Raw genomic sequence first — 15468 nt, 5'->3', positions numbered from 1 at the left:
ACCCTGACCAACAGGCGCGAGGTACAATCATGCAATATCACCGCCCCGCCAGCTTTGCCGAAGCTTCGGATCTGGCTGCCCATGCTACGGGCATCACGCGGTTTCTGGCCGGCGGCACCGACGTTCTGGTGCAGCTGCGGTCCGAGATCGTGACCCCCGACACCCTGATCGACATCAAGGCGATCGACGGCGTACACGCCATCACCCGCAACGCCGATGGCAGCTGGACGCTGGGCGTGGCCGTCACCGGCGCCGAGATGAGCGAACACCCCCAGTTGGGCCGCGAGTGGCCCGGTGTAGTCGAGGCGATGGACCTGATCGGCTCGACCCAGGTTCAGGGCCGTGCCACGCTGACAGGCAACTTGTGCAACGGCTCGCCTGCAGCCGACTCGGTTCCGGCCATGGTGGCCGCAGGGGTTACGGCGACGGTGACCGGCCCGAACGGCGATCGGGTCGTGGCGGTCGAGGGCATCCCGACCGGCCCCGGCAAGACCTCGCTGGCGCAGGGCGAGCTGATCTCGGCTCTGCACATCCCGGCGCGGGGCGCGAATGGCGGCGACGCCTATCTGCGTTTCATTCCGCGCACCGAGATGGACATCGCCGTGGTCGGCGTGGGCGTGAACCTGCGCGTCGATGGTGACACGATCACCGAGGCCCGCGTTGCATTGGGGGCCGTGGCGCCCACCGTCCTGCTGGTCGAAGACTGCGCCCGGGCGCTGATCGGCACCACGCTGGACGAGGCCGCGCTGGCGGCGCTGGGCGCCGCCGCCTCGGCCGCCTGCAAACCCATCGACGACAAGCGCGGCACGATCGAATTCCGCACCGAAGTGGCCGGCGTTCTGGCGAAACGCGCCGCGAAAATCGCCTATGCCCGCGCCAAGGGAGAGACCGCATGACCAAGCATCACGTCACCACCACCGTCAACGGCGACACGGTCGAATACCTGTGCGACGCGCGTGAATCCCTGCTGGACTGTCTGCGCGACAAGCTGAACCTGACCGGCGCCAAGGAGGGCTGCGGCACCGGCGATTGCGGGGCCTGCTCGGTCACACTGGACGGGCGGCTCGTCTGTTCCTGCCTGGTGCTGGGGGTTGAGGCCGAGGGCAAGCAGATCGAAACCATCGAAGGCATGGCCGAGGGTGAAACCCTGCACCCGCTGCAGCGCATGTTCATCGAACATGCCGCGCTGCAATGCGGAGTCTGCACACCGGGCGTTCTGGTCGCCGCCAAGGCGCTGCTGGAAAGGAACCCCGACCCGACCGAGGAAGAGGCCCGCTATTGGCTGGCCGGCAACCTGTGCCGCTGCACGGGGTATGACAAGATCATCCGCGCCGTTCTGGACACGGCCGCCGAGCTGCGGGAGGCTTCGTAATGGCACTCGACGATCGCAAGTCGCATTTCACCTTCGTGGGCACCCGCCCGAACCGTCCCGACGGGCTGGACAAGGTCACCGGCCGCGCCCGGTTCGGGGCCGACGTGACCGCGCCGGGCATGCTGTTCGGCGCCATCCTGCGCTCGCCCCACGCCCATGCGCGGATCGTTCGGATAGACACCTCGAAGGCCGAAGCGCTCAAGGACGTGAAAGCCGTGGTCACCCGCGCCGATTTCGCCGATGTCCCGTTCAAGCCGGGTCTCGAGGGCGAGTTCTGGAACGTTCTGGAAAACGTCATGGCCGGGGAAAAGGCGCTCTATGACGGGCACGCGGTGGCGGCGGTTGCGGCCAGTTCGGCGCTGGCGGCGCGGGATGCGCTCAAGCTGATCGAGGTCGAATACGAGGTGCTGCCCCATGTCACCGACGTGGACAAGGCGATGGCGCCCGACGCCCCGGTGATCCGCGAGGGCGCGGCCGATTATTCGGTGCCCGAGGGGATGCACCCCAATGTCGTGCGCTATCACGAAAGCGGGCATGGCGATGTCGAGGCGGGCTTTGCCGAGGCCGATCTGGTGATCGAGGATCACTTCGTCACCGAGGCCACCCACCAGGGGTATATCGAACCGCACGCCTGCCTTGCTTCGCTGGGCGCTGACGGCAAGGGCGAGCTGTGGTGCTGCACCCAGGGCCACTGGATCGTACAAAAGACCTGCGCGGCGCTGCTAGGGATCGAAACCGCGCAGCTGCGCGTGACCGCATCGGAAATCGGCGGCGGGTTCGGCGGCAAGACCACCGTGTTCATCGAACCGGTGGCGCTGGCGCTGTCGCGCAAGGCCAACCGTCCGGTCAAGATCGTGATGTCCCGGTCCGAGGTTCTGCGGGCCACGGGGCCGACCGCCTCGGCCTCGATGGACGTCAAGATCGGAATGAAAAAAGACGGCACCATCACCGCCGCCCAGGGCGTGTTCCGCTTGCAAGGCGGTGCCTTTCCGGGTGCGCCGGGCGACATGACCGCGATGTGCGCCTTTGCCCCCTACAACCTGACCAACGTGCGGCAGGTGGGATATGACGTCATGTCCAACCGCCCGAAACAGGCCGCCTATCGCGCGCCGGGCGCGCCGATGGGGGCGTTTGCTGTGGAGTCGGTCATTGACGAGCTGTGCAAGAAACTGGGCCTCGACCCGGTCGATGTGCGCCTGAAGAACGCCGCGCGCGAGGGCACCAAGGCCAGCTATGGCCCCACCTATGACCGGATCGGCCTGGTCGAGACGCTCGAGGCCGCCAAGGCCCACCCGCATTATTCCGCGCCGCTGAAGCCGGGGCAGGGGCGGGGCATCGCCTGTGGGTTCTGGTTCAACCACGGGGGCGAGACCTCGGTGTCGCTGGCCCTGTCCGAGGACGGCTCGGCACAGCTGATGGTCGGCACGCCCGATATCGGCGGCTCGCGCGCGTCGATGGCGCTGATGGCGGCCGAGGTGCTGGGTATTCCGTACGAGAACATCCGCGTGACCATCGCCGACACCGCCACGCTGGGTTACAACGACGTCAGCCACGGCTCGCGCGTGACCTATGCCAGCGGTCTGGCCACGATCATGGCGGCGCAGCACGCCGTCGAGAAACTGTGCGAACGCGCGGCCGCCAAATGGGGCATCCCCGTGGACGCGGTGAAATGGGAAAACGGCTGCGCGGTGCCATCCGGCCCCAACGCGGGCGATTTCGACCCGCTGCCGCTGGCCGAGATCACCGCCGACATGGGGCGTACCGGCGGCCCGATCTCGGGCCATTTCGAGGCGACCCCCGAAGGCGCAGGCGTGTCCTTCGGCACCCATATCGTCGATGCCGAGGTCGATCCCGAAACCGGCAAGACCACCATCACCCGCTACACCGTCATCCAGGACGCGGGCAAGGCGATCCACCCCGCTTATGTCGAGGGCCAGTACCAAGGCGGCGCGGCGCAGGGCATCGGCTGGGCGCTGAACGAGGAGTACATCTATGGCGAGGATGGCCGGCTGCAGAATCCGGTGTTCCTCGACTATCGCATTCCGGTGGCCAGCGACCTGCCGATGATCGACACGGTGATCGTCGAAGTGCCCAATCCGGGCCATCCGTTCGGCGTGCGTGGCGTGGGTGAAACCGGCATCGTGCCACCGCTGGCGGCAATCGCGAACGCGGTGTCGAACGCCGCGGGCGTGCGGATGCGGCAACTGCCGATGTCGCCGCCGCGCATTCTGGCCGCGCTCAAGGGCAATGGTTGAGGTCCATCTCTGGTCTGGTCTCCGGTCGCTGACCGGGGGCCAGGAAGTGGTGCAGGTTCAGGCTGCGACAACCGGCGAGCTGCTGCGTGAACTGGTGCGCCTTCACCCGCAATTGCAAGCGCCGATCGACGCGGGCGTGTCCGTTGCCGTCAATGGCCGGATCATTGCAGCGGGTCTGTCCGAACCCATTCCCGACGGGGCCGAGGTCTATCTGATGCAGAGACTGCGGGGCGGATAGCCCCGTGAAATCGGCGGGGGAGGACCGGAAGCCCCGGTCTTGAATTCAGCGCTTCGGCCTCACCCCTGGTCCTACCCAAGTACCCCCTCGTTAAAAAAACACCATCAAACGGATCGGCAGGATTGATCCGCTATGTATTGCAATATTGGCATTAGTATTGCGGGAAGGTGGCAGATGTGTGTGATTTCCGGCCATGCGTGGTTGACGTCGGGGAAGTTGCGCCTGCAAAGATATCGAGGCGTCGTGCAGCGGAATCCGGGTAAAAACTGGAAGATGGTGCTGCTGGAGAGAATTGAACTCTCGACCTCTCCCTTACCAAGGGAGTGCTCTACCTCTGAGCTACAGCAGCGCTGTGGGCGGGTGATTAGACTCAAACGAAACGGGGCGCAAGGGTCTCTGGACGGTTTTTTTCGCCTCCTGTAGAGAAAGATCATGGCAGAGAAAAAATCACCTAAAAAACACGGACAATCCGGATCCGCGCGCGAAGATCGGCTCAAGGCTGCCCTCAAGGCAAACCTGGCGCGGCGCAAGGCGCAGGCCAAGGCGCGCAGCGCACAGGATGACCGGCCGGGACAGCACAAGGACTAAGAGCAGATGGATTCGATTCTGGTAACGGGCAACGGGCCGCTTCACGGCCAAATTCCGATCGCGGGGGCCAAGAATGCCTGTCTGACGCTGATGCCGGCCACGTTGCTCAGCGAAGATCCGCTGACGCTGACCAACGCGCCGCGTCTGAGTGACATCAAGACCATGACCGCGCTGCTGCAGTCGCTGGGGGCCGAGGTGTCGGCCCTGCAGGACGGGCAGGTTCTGGCGATGTCCAGCCATGATCTGACCAGTCACACGGCCGATTACGAGATCGTGCGCAAAATGCGGGCCTCGAACCTTGTTCTGGGGCCGCTATTGGCGCGTTTCGGGCAGGCCGTGGTTTCGCTGCCGGGCGGCTGTGCCATCGGGGCGCGGCCGATGGACCTGCATGTCGAGGGGCTGGAAGCACTGGGTGCCGAAATCGAGTTGAAGGACGGCTACCTGCACGCCAAGGCGCCAGGTGGATTGAAGGGCGCGGTGCATGAAATGCGCTTTGCCTCAGTGGGTGCCACCGAGAACATCGTCATGGCCGCGACGCTGGCCAAGGGCACCACGGTTCTGAAAAACGCCGCACGCGAGCCCGAGATCGTGGATCTGGTTCAATGCCTGCGCAGCATGGGCGCGCAGATTGACGGCGAGGGCACCTCGACCATTGAGATCCAGGGTGTCGACCGCCTGCACGGGGCCACGCACCAGGTGGTCACCGATCGGATCGAGCTGGGTACCTACATGCTGGCCCCCGCCGTTTGCGGCGGTGAGGTAGAACTGCTGGGCGGCCGCCTGTCACTGGTCGAATCCTTCGTCGAGAAGCTGACCGCCGCCGGGGTGGATGTCGCCGAGACGAAACAGGGTCTGAAGGTCTCTCGCAAGAATGGCCGGGTGCGCGCCGTGGACGTGGTGACCGAGCCGTTCCCGGGCTTTCCTACCGATCTGCAGGCGCAAATGATGGCGCTGATGTGCACGGCCGAGGGAACCTCGGTGCTGGAGGAGCGGATTTTCGAGAACCGCTTCATGCACGCCCCTGAACTGGTGCGCATGGGCGCGCAGATCGAGGTGCATGGCGGCACCGCGACGGTGACCGGGGTCGAGCGTCTTAAGGGTGCGCCAGTCATGGCCACCGATCTGCGGGCCTCGGTCTCGCTGATCCTGGCCGGGTTGGCGGCCGAGGGCGAAACAACCGTCAGCCGGGTCTATCATCTGGACCGCGGATATGAGCATGTGGTCCGCAAGCTGGAAGGCGTGGGCGCGAAAATAGAACGGATCAAGGGCTGATGGCAGACGCAACATTCGAAGACGGGCGCGAGGCGCCGCTGAACCTTGGCGCATTGGATGCCGAGGACCTCAAGGTGATCGCAACGCTGACGCAGGACGCGGTTTTTCCGGTCAGCGAAATGACCTGGCAACCAGCTCGCCGCCGCTTTGCCTTGCTGCTCAACCGGTTCCGGTGGGAGGACAAGGAAGCAGCCGAGCGCCGTGGTCGGGAATTCGAGCGGGTGCAGTCGCTGCTGGTATTCGACTCGGTCCTGTCGGTATCCAGCCAGGGGGTTGATCGATCCGACAAGGACCTGATCCTCTCGGTTCTTGATATCGAGTTCCACCCTTCGGAAGATGGCACAGGCGAGGTGCTGCTTGTGCTGGCCGGGGATGGCGCGATCCGTTTGACGGTGGAAGCGGTTGAGGCAACGCTCAAGGATGTGACCCGCCCCTATCGTGCGCCTTCGGGCAAGGCGCCTCGGCACCCGGACTGACATGCAGAACAAGCGTGGCATTTCGCAGGCGCTGTCTCCGGGGCAGGCCGGCGTGTCGCTGCGCCGGGCCACCGTGTTCGACGTGTTCGGGTTGAGTCAGGTTCTGGTCCGCTCCATCACCCGACTGTGTGAGGCCGACCACGGAAATCGACCAGACAAGATCGCGGCATGGACTGCCAACAAGGACCCGCAGACCGTTCGCAACTGGATCACGTCGGGCGCCCAGATCTGGCTGGCCGAGCGGAACGGAAATGTGGCCGCCGTCGGTGGACTGCGCGCACCGGCCGAGATTTCTCTGCTTTATGTCGATCCGGGCCACGCAGGGCAGGGGGTCGGTGCCGCGTTGCTGTCCCGGCTCGAGGCCGAACTGGCCACATCAGGGGCCCCCGTGGCCCATTTAATGTCCACCCGGACCGCGTTGGGCTTCTATCGCCGGTATGGCTGGGTCGCTGCAGGGGAGCCCGCGGACTGGAACGGTATGCCCCAATTCCCCCTGCGCAAATCGCTGCACCCCCCGGGCTGAGGGTTGAGGCCCGCCCCGGCGGGCGATAAGACCCGTTCAAACGCCCCGGAGTACGCAAATGCCCGTTTTCCTCGACACGACATCCGCCGATTTCGAAACCGGTTTCCAAGCCCTTCTGTCCGCCAAACGCGAAGACAGCCCCGATGTCGACGCCGTCGTGGCGCAGATCATCGCCGACGTGCGGTCGCGCGGCGATGCTGCGGTGATCGAGTTGACGGCGAAATTCGACCGGCTGGAGCTGTCGCCGGACACGCTGGCCTTCAGCGCCGCCGAGGTGACGCAGGCCATCGCGACCGTCAGCGACGATGACCGCGCGGCGCTGGAACTGGCCGCCGCGCGCATCCGCGCCTATCACGAGCGCCAGATGCCGCAGGATCAGGAATGGACCGACGAGGCGGGCGCGACCTTGGGCTGGCGCTGGTCGGCGGTCTCTGCCGCGGGGCTTTACGTGCCGGGCGGGTTGGCCTCCTATCCGTCCTCGGTGCTGATGAATGCCATTCCCGCAAAGGTGGCCGGGGTCGAGCGGCTGGCCATCGCGGTGCCCACGCCGGACGGGCAGGTCAACCCGCTGGTGCTGCTGGCCGCGCGCCTGTCGGGCGTCGACGAGATCTATCGTATCGGCGGCGCGCAGGCGATTGCCGCACTGGCCTATGGCACCGAAACCATCGCGCCGGTGGACAAGATCACTGGACCGGGCAACGCCTTTGTCGCGGCTGCCAAACGGCGGGTGTTCGGCAAGGTGGGCATCGACATGATCGCCGGCCCCTCCGAAATTCTGGTGATCGCGGACAAGGACAACGACCCCGACTGGATCGCGCTGGACCTTCTCAGCCAGGCCGAGCATGACGAAAGCGCCCAGTCGATCCTGATCACTGACAACGCCGCTTTCGGCTGCGCGGTGGCCGAGGCGGTGGAAAAATGGCTGGAGACGCTCGAACGACGCGCGATCGCCGGGGCGAGCTGGCGCGACTATGGTGCGGTAATCACCGTGCGCGACCTGGACGAGGCCGCCGCGCTGTCTAACCGCATCGCTCCGGAACACCTGGAACTGTGCGTGGCCGATCCGATAGCGCTGAGCCGCAAGACCATCCACGCCGGCGCTATTTTCCTGGGTCAGTATACGCCAGAGGCCATCGGCGACTATGTCGGCGGACCGAACCATGTTCTGCCCACCGCACGCTCGGCCCGGTTTTCGTCGGGGCTCAGCGTGATGGATTTCCTCAAACGTACCACGCTCAGCCACATGACGCCCGAAGCCCTGCGTGCCATTGGCCCGGCAGCCGAGCAACTGGCGCGGTCGGAAAGCTTGGAGGCACACGGGCTATCGGTAGGTGCACGGCTCAAGCGGCTGAACGGCTGACCTTGGCATCATGGCGGCGGGGTCACATCCGGCTTGGGACTGCCGCAGCACGCGCAAAACCACTTGCGGTGGTCGTCTGACCCGTGCGTTTTTACCGGTGACGTCTTAGGACAAACCCGGAGCCGGATTTGGAACGTGTCGCAACCCTCTGGATCGGAGAGCGCTTCAGCTTTCTGGAGCATCTGTGCCTGAAATCCTTTGCGGATTTGGATCAGAAGCCGATCGTCTATCACTATGGCGATCTGCAGGACATTCCGGGCTATGTCGAGGCCCGCGATGCGCGCGAAGTATTCGACGCGCCCGAAATCTACCGCGATCCGATCACGCGGTCGGTCGCAGTACATGCGGACCTGTTCCGCCTGAAGCTTCTTCAACAAACCGATCAGATATGGGTGGATGCGGATGCCTATGCCCTGCGGCCGTTTCAAACTGAACAAGGGTACCTGTTTCCGCTCGGAAACCGGAAGACCCGGCGCATGATGAATGGAGTGCTGGCCTTTCCCAGCGACAGCCCCGCCTTGGCCGAAATGTGCGATTTTGCCTTTAACAGTGATCTGGTTCCACCCTGGTGGCCTGAAGAGCAGCAGCGCGCCTATCTGAAAATCTTTGGCAGATCGACCTATTGGAGCCTGCCACTGTTCAGTCTGGGCCCGCCGATGTTGTATCATTTCGTCTACAAAGGGACGGAACGGCAGATGGCTGTTGAGCGCACTGAAATCTACGCCATACCGCCGCGACATCGTGCGCTTTGGAACGACCCTGACCTTTCGAAGCTGGATTTCTTGAACTGGCGTGCCAAAACCTCGATCCATTTCTACGGCTCGTGGTTTCGCAGAATCTTCAAAGATCGCGATATCAATCCCGGTTCGCTTGTTGACACCTTGCTGCGCAAGCACGGGATCGACCCCAACGAGTACCCCATCTGACCTTGCGTCCGGCCCGTTTCCCGCGTTGTCCCGCGGGCATAGGTGCGCTAGGTCTGGCCTGACCTGAACGGAAGTCGATGACCATGACCCGCATTTCTCATATCGAACTGGACGATCGAAACCTGCCACCGCCCACGCCCGAGATCGAGCAGGAGCGCAAGGTTGCGATCTATGACCTGCTCGAGGAAAACTCGTTTGCCCTGCCCAAACGTGACGACCGGCTGGTGCCCGACGGCCCCTATCATGTGCAACTGTCGATCCGCGACAAGCGGCTGGTGTTCGACGTCACCACCGAAGATAGTCAGAAAGCCGCCGAGTTCCACCTGTCACTGGGTCCGTTCCGGCAGGTGGTCAAGGACTACTTCCAGATCTGCGAAAGCTATTTCGATGCGGTCAAGACCCTGCCGCCCAGCCAGATCGAAACCATCGATATGGCCCGGCGCGGCATCCACAACGAAGGCAGCCGGGTTCTGCAGGAACGGCTCGAGGGCAAGGCCGAGATCGACACCGACACCGCCCGCCGCCTGTTCACGCTGATCTGCGTGCTTCATTTCGGAGGCTGACGGGTGAAGCCTCTGCCGCATTCGGTCCTGTTCTGCTGCGACCACAACGCGGTGCGCTCGCCCATGGCCGAAGGCATCATGAAGAAATTCTACGGCACGGGCACATATGTGCAGTCGGCCGGGGTACACAACGACCTGGAAATCGACGGGTTCAGCATCGCCGTCTGCCAGGAGATCGACGTGGAACTGTCACGCCACCGGTCGCGGTCGTTCGACGAGATGCAGGAATGGGGGGATGACCTGGGATCATTCGACCTGATCGTGGCCCTGTCGCCTGCCAGCCAGCGCAAAGCGCTGGAACTGACGCGAGTTTTTCACCTCGATGTCGATTATTGGCCAATAATGGACCCTACCGGACTGGGCGAAACGCGCGAGGAAAAGCTACACCACTACCGTCAGACCCGCGATCAGATCATCAAACACCTGAAGGATCGCTGGGGGGAACCTACGGAGATCGCATGACCCAGACCATCCAGGCCTATTTCGACGCCTTCAACGCCGGGGACGTGGCCGGCATGCTGGCCTGCCTGTCCGATGACGTGGCCCATCACGTGAACGAAGGCCGGATCCGCGTCGGCAAAGAGAAATTCGCCGAATTCTGCGCGCATATGAACCGCTGCTATCGCGAAAACCTGACCGACATGGTGATCTTCGAGGCCCAGGGCGGCACCCGCGCCGCCGCCGAATACATCGTCAACGGCACCTATCTGGAAGCCGATGCCGGCCTGCCCGCGGCCTCGGGCCAGTCCTACCGCCTGCCCGCCGGGTCGTTCTTTGACCTCAAGGACGGCAAGATCACCCGCGAGACCACCTATTACAACCTGGCTGACTGGGTGAAACAGGTGTCGGGTGGCTGAGGTCACGCAGGTCCGCGCGCTGACGGGGCCGGCGCTCGAGGCGGCTCTGGACGACGTGGCGCGCCTGCGCATTTCGGTGTTCCGCGACTGGCCCTATCTCTATGACGGCGATCTAGGCTACGAGCGCAGATACCTGCAATCCTATCGCGACAGCGACCGGGCGATCGTGGTCGGCGCCTTTGACGGCGACCGACTGGTTGGGGCCGCGACCGGCGCGCCGCTGGCCGACCATGCCGAGGATTTCGCCGCCGCTTTCGATGGCACCGGACTGGACCTGTCGCAGATCTTCTACTGCGCCGAATCCGTTCTGCTGCCCGACTATCGGGGGCAGGGCGTCGGACATGCGTTCTTTGATCTACGCGAAGACCATGCCCGTGCCTTGGGCTTTGCCAAATGCGCCTTCTGCGGCGTGCAGCGTCCGGCGGACCACCCGATGCGGCCGGCCGACTATCGGCCGCTCGACCCGTTCTGGCGCGCGCGGGGCTATGCGCCCTTGCCCGGCGTTATCGCCCAGTTCTCGTGGAAGGATCTGGGCGAGGACTCGGAAACCCTCAAACCGTTGCAGTTCTGGATCAGGGATTTGTGAACCCGCCCTATCGCGTTGTTTGTGCCCGCGGGCGCGCGCGCCGACAGCCGTTCGTCTAGCCGCGAAAATCTTCGAGGATCCGTCGATAGAACGCTCCTCGTGCTCCAGCACTTGAGGGTCCTGCGACACATTCCCAATCCAGGTTCAATTCCCCCGCGGGCACGATTTGCCGCGCGATTTCGGGCGGTGTCGTTTCGTCAGACGTTCCCGTCTTCCAATCGTGAAATGCGGAGGAGTATCGAACGACCGCGCCGCTCGCCGGCAAGTCAAGCAATCCACCCTCGGCAAAGAACGTCAATCCGTCTCCCATTTCTTCGCCGATGAGTTTGAGCCTGTCGCCCAAGCGATGCTTGAGGATGGCGACAAACACGATCGCGGCGGAGAACGTGAATTTATCGGCAAGTACGACGGCCCGCTGACTTGCGCTTTGCGCGATTGCGTCGATCAAAGGCATCGTCAGAAGAAAATCACCGCCGCTGTTTCCGCGAACGTCAATCAAAAGCGTTTTGCCAGAGCAAGCGCGCACGCGACCCGCTGCCTCGGATATGGCTTTGCGCAGCGCATCTTTGTCAGGGTCAAAGAAGCTCGGCAGTTGAATTAAAAGCCCAAGTGCCTGCCAATCCTCAATCTCCACAAAGCTCTCGGGTTCCCATGCTGGATCGGCTTTGCCGTGCTCGTTTCTCGGGTAGAGCGTCGACGCAGGAATGGTGTTTCCATTTGCTACTTTCAGGTTGGTTGTCTGCCCATTTACGTCCTGCAAATGATACTCGGTCGTACCGTCGTTGGACGAAAATCCCAGCCGTTCCAACGCCTGCGGCCAAGCCAGAATAATCGGACCGATGACCCGCTTCCTCTGGCGCGTTCCCGCCAGAAATTTGTCCGCCGCCGCCTCGATTTCGCTTACAGCAGCGCCATTGACTGCCAGCAGCGCGCCTTGTGGGGCGATCAACCCCGGTGCCGACCCAAGGACTTGGACGGAACGCCCCACGCTCACGAACCGCAGAGGCAACACCGAGATTGCATCATTCGGGATCAGCCTTGTGTGCCCGTTGCTGGGAAGTGCCAGAAGGCGCATCGCGGACAGCAGAAATGCCTCGACCGAGCTTTCAAGTGCGTATCGCCGACTGTCACTGACACAGCTGTCTATCGCCGCCCTTTCGATCCGCTGAAAGCTGGGATCGTTTGGCAGGACAGTCTCCAGAATGAGCTCTAGGTCATCGATCAACGACATGGGTCACAGTGCGCATGGCCGATCGGCAATGTCCAGATTGGGTGTGGGTCCGGCGCTCTACCGGCCCGGACCCTTGCTTTGAAAGGCTATGCACCGAACCAATAGTTTCTGTTGCAGCGAACAACCCGATTGGCCTGTACACCGGGCAACAACGGCTATTTACTTCTTCGCAAGAACAGCATTGGAACCCGCATCATGAAAATCGCCACGGCCGCCTACAATCTCGACTGGCTCGACAGCTGGGCGCAGTATGAAGACAAGCAGGACGCTTGGGTTTCGCAGGCCGCGTTGCAGGGGGCTGAACTGTTGGTGTTTCCCGAGTACGGCGCGATGGAGCTTTCGACGCTGGCCGGGGCCGAGGTTGCGGGGGATCTCGAGCGCTCGATCCAGGCGGTATCTGAGCGGATGGAAGATGTACAGATCCTGCATCGGCGCCTCTCGGCCGAATACAATTTGTACATTCTGGGCGCATCCGCCCCGGTTCAGGCCGGCTCAGGCAGCCCGGTGAACCGGGCCGAATTCTACGCCCCTTCGGGCGCGCAGGATCATCAGGACAAGCAGATCATGACCCGGTTCGAGCGCGAAGAATGGGACATCGCGCCGGGCGGACCGTTGAAGATCTTCGAGACGGCGCTGGGCCGGATCGGCGTTCTGATCTGCTATGACAGCGAGTTTCCCCTGCTGGGCCGCGCCCTGTCAGAGGCCGACGTGATCCTTGTGCCGTCCTGCACCGAGGCCCTGTCGGGCTATTGGCGTGTCCGTATCGGCGCGATGGCGCGGGCGCTGGAGAATCAATGCGTTGCGGTCATGGCGTCGCTGGTGGGCAACAACGACTGGTCTCAGTCCGTAGACACCAACACTGGGACCGGAGGCGTTTTCGGCCCGCCGGACAAGGGCTTTCCACAAACCGGCGTGTTGGCAGAAGGCGTGCTCAACCAGCCAGGCTGGACCTACGCAGACGTCGATCTGTCGGCGATCGCCGAGGTTCGGGCGGATGGCCATGTCCTGAACCGATCCCACTGGACCGAGCAGACGCCCCGAGTCGAATCGGTCACAATGTCGCGCCTTTAAGTGATTCCACCCTTGAAATAAGGCCGAAATAGGCTCATTTAAGCGCCACCTGCGGATTCTGCAGGGCAACGCAAAGATGGAGACAACATGGCCAAGGAAGATACGCTCGAATTTCCCGGTGTCGTGAAGGAACTCCTGCCTAATGCGACGTTTCGGGTCGAGCTGGAAAACGGCCATGAGATCATCGCACATACGGCAGGCAAGATGCGTAAAAACCGCATCCGTGTTCTGGCCGGCGACAAGGTTCAGGTCGAGATGACCCCCTATGATCTGACCAAGGGTCGGATCAACTACCGCTTCAAGTAACGCCTGCCGCAATGGCGTTCATTCTAGGATCGGGCAGCCCCAGACGGCTGGACCTGCTGGCTCAGCTTGGCGTGCAGCCCGACGCCATTTCGGCCCCCGACATCGACGAAGACCCCCAAAAGGGCGAGCTTCCGCTGCCGTATTGCGCGCGCATTGCCCTTGAAAAGGTGCATGCCGTGACTGCGGCGCCCGATGATATCGTCCTGTGCGCCGACACGACGGTTGCGCTGGGTCGACGCATATTGGGCAAGCCCGAGGATGCGGGACAGGCAGCCGAATTTCTGCACGCCCTGTCGGGCCGTCGCCACCGTGTGATCACCTCTGTCGCGGTGCGTCGCGGCGATCGGGTGTTGCAGCGTGACGTCGTTAGCCAGGTCAAGGTCAAGCGTCTTTCGGACGTGGAAATCAACGCCTATCTCGCCACCGGCGATTGGCAGGGCAAAGCCGGTGCCTATGCCATCCAAGGGCCCGCGGGCGCCTTCATTCCGTGGATCTCGGGCTCGTTCACCGGTATCGTCGGGCTGCCTTTGTCTGAAACCGCAGGACTGTTGCAAGGCATCGGTTACCCCCTGTATCGCGAGGCACTATGAAAGGTCGAACGATCATTCTGGATCACATTCAAGGCCGCGAAGCCGCAGCCCTGATGGTGGATGGTAAACTGGATGATTTTCTGATCGCCGCCGATGCGCCTGCCCCTGGTACGATCTACCGTGCCCGGGCCGAGCGGGCGATCAAAGGGCAGGGCGGGATGTTCCTGACAACGCCGGATGGTCCGGCTTTCCTTCGGCAGGTCAAGGGACTGGCGCCGGGTGAGATGCTGTTGGTGCAGGTCACGGGCTATGCCGAACCGGGTAAAGCCCTGCCGGTGACGAACCGCATCCTGTTCAAAAGCCGCTATGCCATCGTCACGCCGGACGCGCCCGGGCTGAACATCTCCCGCTCGATCCGCGATGATGAGGAGCGCGACCGGCTGCTGGTGATCGCGCATGAGCAGATGGACGGCAGCCCCTTCGGTCTGATCCTGCGCTCCGGTTGCCAGGGCGCGGATGCCGATGAGATCGCCGAAGACATCGCCGCCATGCGAGCGCTGGCCGAGCAGGTCGTGAACGACACCGGAAACGCGCCGGAAACGCTGTCCGAGGGCGACGGACCGCATGTCCTCGCCTGGCGCGAATGGGTGGAGCCGGCCGAGGTCTCGACTCAGGCGGGCGGTTTCGCGGACCATGGCGTGCTCGAGGCGCTGGACGCCGCACGTGGCGCATCCCATCCTTTGGCGGGTGGGGCGCATATGTATATCGAACCCACCCGGGCGTTGGTGGCCGTGGATGTGAACACTGGTTCGGATGGCTCGCTGGCTGCGGGAACAAAGGCCAATTTCGCCTGCGCCAAGGAACTGCCGCGCGCCCTGCGCGTGCGCGGGCTGGGCGGGCAGATCACGCTCGACCTTGCGCCGATGCCCAAAAAAGACCGGCGCGGATTCGAATCCGCACTCCGCGCTGCCTTCAGGGCTGACAGCGAAGAAACGATCCTCGCCGGCTGGACGCCGCTGGGGCATTTCGAATTGCAGCGAAAACGCGGCCGTATCCCATTGTCGGAGGTCCTGAGATGAGCTGCCCGATCTGCGGAGAAGATACGGTCAAACAGTTTCGTCCGTTTTGCTCGAAACGCTGCGCCGATATCGATCTGGCCAAGTGGCTGAACGGCTCCTATGCGGTTCCGTCGCAGCGCGAGGATGACCTCGATGATGAGATTCAGGATGCTGTCGAAATCAAGGATCGCCCGCACTGAAAAAATCTGAAAAAGCCTCTGGACACCGCGTTTGGCAAGTCATAGAAGGCCTGCAC

At 63.3% G+C, this 15468-nt stretch carries 20 protein-coding genes and 1 tRNA gene; 19 read left to right on the top strand and 2 right to left on the bottom strand.

What is annotated here, in order from left to right; translation table 11 throughout:
• Positions 1–29 precede the first annotated feature (29 nt).
• Genes ACR0BA_RS15785 through ACR0BA_RS15770 form a run of 4 tightly spaced genes read left to right on the top strand, consistent with a single transcriptional unit; the run spans position 30 to position 3865 of the window.
• Complete coding sequence (locus ACR0BA_RS15785; protein ID WP_170337695.1) at positions 30–896, top strand: FAD binding domain-containing protein; 867 nt, start codon at positions 30–32, stop codon at positions 894–896.
• Positions 893–1372 carry a (2Fe-2S)-binding protein gene (locus ACR0BA_RS15780; protein WP_480728852.1) on the top strand — a complete coding sequence of 160 codons (480 nt, stop codon included), beginning with the start codon at positions 893–895 and terminating at the stop codon, positions 1370–1372. Before ACR0BA_RS15785 ends, ACR0BA_RS15780 begins: the two co-directional genes overlap by 4 nt.
• Positions 1372–3627 carry a xanthine dehydrogenase family protein molybdopterin-binding subunit gene (locus ACR0BA_RS15775; RefSeq protein WP_480728850.1) on the top strand — a complete coding sequence of 752 codons (2256 nt, stop codon included), beginning with the start codon at positions 1372–1374 and terminating at the stop codon, positions 3625–3627. The genes ACR0BA_RS15780 and ACR0BA_RS15775 overlap by 1 nt, the downstream gene beginning before the upstream one ends.
• Positions 3620–3865, top strand: a complete 246-nt coding sequence (locus ACR0BA_RS15770) for a MoaD/ThiS family protein (RefSeq protein WP_170392344.1) — start codon at positions 3620–3622, stop codon at positions 3863–3865. Before ACR0BA_RS15775 ends, ACR0BA_RS15770 begins: the two co-directional genes overlap by 8 nt.
• 274 nt (positions 3866–4139) lie before the next feature.
• Here the strand turns inward: ACR0BA_RS15770 and ACR0BA_RS15765 are convergent.
• A tRNA-Thr gene (locus ACR0BA_RS15765) sits at positions 4140–4214 on the bottom strand.
• Between the two features lie 83 nt (positions 4215–4297).
• On the opposite strand from ACR0BA_RS15765, the gene ACR0BA_RS15760 reads away from it, so the two are divergent.
• The 10 genes from ACR0BA_RS15760 (at position 4298) to ACR0BA_RS15715 (ending at position 11016) form a co-directional block, all read left to right on the top strand.
• The gene (locus ACR0BA_RS15760) at positions 4298–4453 is read left to right on the top strand and encodes a hypothetical protein (protein WP_170337448.1); all 156 of its coding nucleotides are present in this window, start codon (positions 4298–4300) and stop codon (positions 4451–4453) included.
• Between the two features lie 6 nt (positions 4454–4459).
• On the top strand, positions 4460–5725 hold the full coding sequence (murA, locus tag ACR0BA_RS15755) for a UDP-N-acetylglucosamine 1-carboxyvinyltransferase (RefSeq protein ID WP_170358054.1): 1266 nt from the start codon (positions 4460–4462) through the stop codon (positions 5723–5725).
• A complete protein-coding gene (locus ACR0BA_RS15750; RefSeq protein WP_170366716.1) occupies positions 5725–6201 on the top strand; it encodes a DUF2948 family protein in 477 nt (158 codons plus the stop codon). Before murA ends, ACR0BA_RS15750 begins: the two co-directional genes overlap by 1 nt.
• Before the next feature lies 1 nt (position 6202).
• Positions 6203–6724 (top strand): GNAT family N-acetyltransferase, encoded by a 522-nt coding sequence (locus ACR0BA_RS15745; RefSeq protein WP_480728847.1) that lies wholly within the window; start codon positions 6203–6205, stop codon positions 6722–6724.
• A gap of 58 nt (positions 6725–6782) precedes the next feature.
• Positions 6783–8084, top strand: coding sequence for a histidinol dehydrogenase (hisD, locus tag ACR0BA_RS15740; protein ID WP_480728845.1), 1302 nt, complete (start codon positions 6783–6785; stop codon positions 8082–8084).
• 128 nt (positions 8085–8212) lie between these two features.
• A complete protein-coding gene (locus ACR0BA_RS15735) occupies positions 8213–9010 on the top strand; it encodes a glycosyltransferase family 32 protein (protein WP_170337708.1) in 798 nt (265 codons plus the stop codon).
• A gap of 83 nt (positions 9011–9093) precedes the next feature.
• Complete coding sequence (locus ACR0BA_RS15730; RefSeq protein WP_093962859.1) at positions 9094–9573, top strand: UPF0262 family protein; 480 nt, start codon at positions 9094–9096, stop codon at positions 9571–9573.
• Between the two features lie 3 nt (positions 9574–9576).
• Positions 9577–10035 carry an arsenate-mycothiol transferase ArsC gene (locus ACR0BA_RS15725; RefSeq protein WP_170358064.1) on the top strand — a complete coding sequence of 153 codons (459 nt, stop codon included), beginning with the start codon at positions 9577–9579 and terminating at the stop codon, positions 10033–10035.
• A complete protein-coding gene (locus ACR0BA_RS15720; protein WP_480728843.1) occupies positions 10032–10430 on the top strand; it encodes a ketosteroid isomerase-related protein in 399 nt (132 codons plus the stop codon). Before ACR0BA_RS15725 ends, ACR0BA_RS15720 begins: the two co-directional genes overlap by 4 nt.
• Positions 10423–11016 (top strand): GNAT family N-acetyltransferase, encoded by a 594-nt coding sequence (locus ACR0BA_RS15715; protein WP_480728841.1) that lies wholly within the window; start codon positions 10423–10425, stop codon positions 11014–11016. The genes ACR0BA_RS15720 and ACR0BA_RS15715 overlap by 8 nt, the downstream gene beginning before the upstream one ends.
• Positions 11017–11071: 55 nt before the next feature.
• Here the strand turns inward: ACR0BA_RS15715 and ACR0BA_RS15710 are convergent, their stop codons facing one another.
• Positions 11072–12247 (bottom strand): S41 family peptidase, encoded by a 1176-nt coding sequence (locus ACR0BA_RS15710; RefSeq protein WP_480728839.1) that lies wholly within the window; start codon positions 12245–12247, stop codon positions 11072–11074.
• A gap of 195 nt (positions 12248–12442) precedes the next feature.
• Between ACR0BA_RS15710 and ACR0BA_RS15705 the strand changes: the two genes are divergently transcribed.
• The 5 genes from ACR0BA_RS15705 to ACR0BA_RS15685 all read left to right on the top strand — a co-directional run bounded on the left by ACR0BA_RS15705 (position 12443) and on the right by ACR0BA_RS15685 (position 15412).
• Complete coding sequence (locus ACR0BA_RS15705) at positions 12443–13318, top strand: carbon-nitrogen hydrolase family protein (protein ID WP_480728837.1); 876 nt, start codon at positions 12443–12445, stop codon at positions 13316–13318.
• An 87-nt stretch (positions 13319–13405) separates the two neighbouring features.
• Entirely contained in the window at positions 13406–13624 is a 219-nt protein-coding gene (infA, locus tag ACR0BA_RS15700) for a translation initiation factor IF-1 (protein ID WP_005978431.1), read from the top strand.
• An 11-nt stretch (positions 13625–13635) separates the two neighbouring features.
• A complete protein-coding gene (locus tag ACR0BA_RS15695; protein ID WP_170368880.1) occupies positions 13636–14214 on the top strand; it encodes a Maf family protein in 579 nt (192 codons plus the stop codon).
• Positions 14211–15233: a ribonuclease E/G gene (locus tag ACR0BA_RS15690; protein ID WP_480728834.1), complete on the top strand. Its 1023-nt coding sequence runs from the start codon at positions 14211–14213 to the stop codon at positions 15231–15233. Before ACR0BA_RS15695 ends, ACR0BA_RS15690 begins: the two co-directional genes overlap by 4 nt.
• Positions 15230–15412, top strand: a complete 183-nt coding sequence (locus ACR0BA_RS15685) for a DNA gyrase inhibitor YacG (RefSeq protein WP_170337460.1) — start codon at positions 15230–15232, stop codon at positions 15410–15412. The genes ACR0BA_RS15690 and ACR0BA_RS15685 overlap by 4 nt, the downstream gene beginning before the upstream one ends.
• Positions 15413–15468 lie beyond the last annotated feature (56 nt).

Source organism: Ruegeria sp. CI5 (assembly GCF_056536885.1).
The sequence above is the reverse complement of the archived record's forward strand: the minus strand, read 5'-3'. Positions and strand labels throughout refer to the sequence as shown.